This is a genomic window from Pseudomonadota bacterium, assembly GCA_010028905.1.
In the GTDB taxonomy this organism is placed as follows: Bacteria; Vulcanimicrobiota; Xenobia; order RGZZ01; family RGZZ01; genus RGZZ01.
In genome coordinates, this window is the sequence record RGZZ01000576.1 from 1 (window position 1) to 2,910 (window position 2,910).

The following is a 2,910-nucleotide window of genomic DNA, read 5'->3' on the forward strand; positions in this document are numbered from 1 at the left end:
GGACGGGTCGTACCATGCGCTCTCTACCAGCTCGCGCAACGTGGCGTCGGCCTTCCACCCGTTCTTCGCGCGGATCCCGGCTGCAATCGCGATCTCGTGGCTGGCCTGGGCATACGCCTCGCCACGGGCCAGCAGCACGGCGAGCTCTTGATGCACCTTCACAAGAAACTTCTCGTCGGCCCCGCACTCGAGGGCGCGGCAGGCGCACGCGATGGCCAGGTCGGGTCGGGCTTCAGAATAGAGCCGCGAGGCTTCGGCCCACACCCAGAACTCGCGCTGCTTCGCCTTCACCACATGGGTGAGGCACGTGGCCGCGTCATCACCTCGATTCACGCGACGATAGAGCGAGGCACCATCCCAGTCGAGCCATAGTGCGTCATCGCCTCGCGCCACCGAGCGGGCCCGCTCGAGCCACGACACCGTGAGCGTGAGGTCGTCGGGCGAAGCATCTCCGTGCTCTTTGGCCCACTTCGCAAGCCCGCGCGCCACGCGCAACCCAATGGGAGAGAACTCTCGCTCGTTGCGCTTCTGGTACTGCCAGTCTTCATCGGCCAGGCCATCGAGGCCCACCCAGCGCACCATCCCCGGGAACGTGGGCAGGTGGGGCGCGATTCGCGCCAGCTCGAGCAGAATGAGGCTCACGGCGCGATCGGGTCGGCGCTTGGGAAGCCGGGCGAAACGGCGAACCTCGTTCACCAGGGCGTCGATGTCAGCGCGAGCGACAGGTTCTGACGACTGAGCCCGCGCGGCGATGCCGCCCGCCATCTGTTTCACCTGGCCGTGGAAGGCCCAGTCAACCTGCGAGCGCACCCGCTTGTCTGAAGCGTGCATTTCGAGCAGGGCGAGCCCACGGTCGATGGCGTCGCTGAAGCGCCCCTCTTTGCGCAACGCCTGTATCTCGAGCCACCCTTCTTCCACAGCCGCTTCTTCACCCATGGTCGCACCTCCGAACCTGCTCGGGTTGTCAGACGATGATGGGGCCATCAGAGAGGTCTTCGGTCACCGTGCCCCACCCCACCACCTCGATGGCCCCCAGGCATCGCTTGCATACGCTGTAGAAGCGAACGCTGTCGATGCTCAGATCGACCAGGCTCTCGAGCTTGCCCTTGAGCTCGATGTAGCGCTTGTCGTCGACGTGGCACTCGAACACGCTCTTCTGCACGCGCTTGCCATAGGCCAGCAGCATCTTGGCCGCCTTCGTGCGCTTGCCATCGTCGACGATGTCGTAGCTGACGAGAACGAACATCAGCGTATGGTGAACGCCTCGTAGGGCGCCTCTCCCTTTAGATGTCTCGCCACCGCGCGCGTCTGCTCGAGCACCACGTCGCGCCAGGTGAGCTGCAGCCCTGTGGCGCGATGCACGATGGTCTGACGCAGCAGGTCTTCGTAGAGCAGAATCCACTTCTTCATGGTGTCACGCCCAAGAAGCACCGCCAGCGGTGGTTTCGGGGCATCGGTCTCGTGATCGGTCTCGACCCCGTACGCGAACTCATCGGGCGTGATCTGGCGTCGGTTCACGGCGCGCAGCACCACGGCGTCGACGAGCAGCGGCCGAAACTCCTCCATGAGGTCGAGCACCATCGCTGGTTTGTTGTTCTCTGGCGCGTGCAGGCTGCCCAGGTAGGGGTCGAGCCCCACGATCTGCACGGCCGCCCTCACCGTTCCGAGCAGCAGGGTGTAGCCGAAGCTCAACATGGCGTTGAGCGCGTCGAGGGGCGGTCGGCGCGTGCGTCCACCAAAGGGGAATCCCTCAACGAGAACGAGATGGTTGAACACGCCGAAGTACGCGGCCGCGCCCGCCCCCTCGAAGCCGCGCACCATGTCGAGGGTGGACGCTTCCTGTACCTTGGCCGATGCGTGGCGCAGGCGGTGCAGCGCCATCTCGACCGCCGTGTTCGGGCGGGCGCGCTGATGGCGCTGCAGCAGCGTGCGGCAGTTCACCAGCTTCCCCTCGACGAACCGCCGCGCCAGATCGATGGCGGTCGACTCGGTGTCGAGCTGGCGGAACTGGTGACGACGCACATCGATGTTGCGGCCCTCGTCCGGAATCGTTCGCCCTCGCAGCTTGCCGCCCATGGTGAGGAAGATGGTCTCGATTCCAGCGTCGAGCAGCCACGTTCGCGCGCCGGAGCTGACCTGGGCGTTGCCGAAGACCACGACCTGGTTCAACTTGTGGCCTGGTACCGCTTGTATGACGTTTCCGCGTTTCATGACCACCAGCTGGTCGCCTTGTCGCGTGAGGTAGGTGCCCTCATCGGTGATGTAGAGAACTGACATCAGACCTCGAGCCGAAATCCGGCGCGACCGTCTTCCTCGATGCGCTCGAGGCGTCCGAAGGGCGTGGTGATCTCGGTGATGCCAGCCTCGTCGAAGTATCGCGCGAGTCGCACGCAGCTGTCTTCGAAGAAGCGGCGCGCGTCGTGCAGCGATTTGCGCGCGCGCAAAAAGTCTTGCACCAGGGCGTCGAGTCGCAGCGCCTGCAGCCGTTGGGTCGACGCGGTTTCTGTGGCGGCCAGGTGCAGCAGTGGATTGGGGTAGAGCCCCGCACCCACCTCGAACTGACAGTTGCAGGCCACGGTCGACGTGACGTTGGGAATGCGTGAGCGTATGCGCGCGCACGACATGGGGTTGCCCTTGAGCCGCGATTTGAGGCGCAGCGACTCGTCGGCCCCCGGACACTTGGCGAGCACGGCGTTCACCGCGCGCGGGCCGTTGTCGAGGTGCCCCACGGTATGAATGAGGGCCATGGCCTCGTCGTTGCTCAGGCGGCGTTCGGCGTCGGCCTTTCGGGCGAGCTCGCGCAGCACGGCGCAGTGGGTGAGCACGGTGACGAAGTCGAGATCGTGCTCGGGAATGTATTCGTCTACCCGCGCCACGGCGTGCGACGAAGTCTGCATGCCCGAGGCGGGT

Annotated in this window: 4 protein-coding genes; all 4 read right to left on the reverse strand. The window is 65.4% G+C overall.

Annotated features, from left to right (window positions below):
* Positions 1 to 936, reverse strand: a 936-nt coding sequence (locus tag EB084_22995; protein NDD31131.1) for a hypothetical protein, incomplete at its 3' end; no start/stop codon positions are given.
* A 28-nt stretch (positions 937 to 964) separates the two neighbouring features.
* The gene (gene cas2, locus EB084_23000) at positions 965 to 1,246 is read right to left on the reverse strand and encodes a CRISPR-associated endonuclease Cas2 (protein NDD31132.1); all 282 of its coding nucleotides are present in this window, start codon (positions 1,244 to 1,246) and stop codon (positions 965 to 967) included.
* On the reverse strand, positions 1,246 to 2,277 hold the full coding sequence (cas1, locus tag EB084_23005; protein NDD31133.1) for a CRISPR-associated endonuclease Cas1: 1,032 nt from the start codon (positions 2,275 to 2,277) through the stop codon (positions 1,246 to 1,248). The genes cas2 and cas1 overlap by 1 nt, the downstream gene beginning before the upstream one ends.
* Positions 2,277 to 2,897, reverse strand: coding sequence for a hypothetical protein (locus EB084_23010; GenBank protein NDD31134.1), 621 nt, complete (start codon positions 2,895 to 2,897; stop codon positions 2,277 to 2,279). Before EB084_23010 ends, cas1 begins: the two co-directional genes overlap by 1 nt.
* Positions 2,898 to 2,910 lie beyond the last annotated feature (13 nt).

What these genes read in the sequence shown, in the direction of transcription:
- cas2 (NDD31132.1), bottom strand. Translation starts at nt 1,246, where the DNA reads ATGTTCGTTCTCGTCAGCTACGACATCGTCGACGATGGCAAGCGCACG.
- cas1 (NDD31133.1), bottom strand. Translation starts at nt 2,277, where the DNA reads ATGTCAGTTCTCTACATCACCGATGAGGGCACCTACCTCACGCGACAA.
- EB084_23010 (NDD31134.1), bottom strand. Translation starts at nt 2,897, where the DNA reads ATGCAGACTTCGTCGCACGCCGTGGCGCGGGTAGACGAATACATTCCC.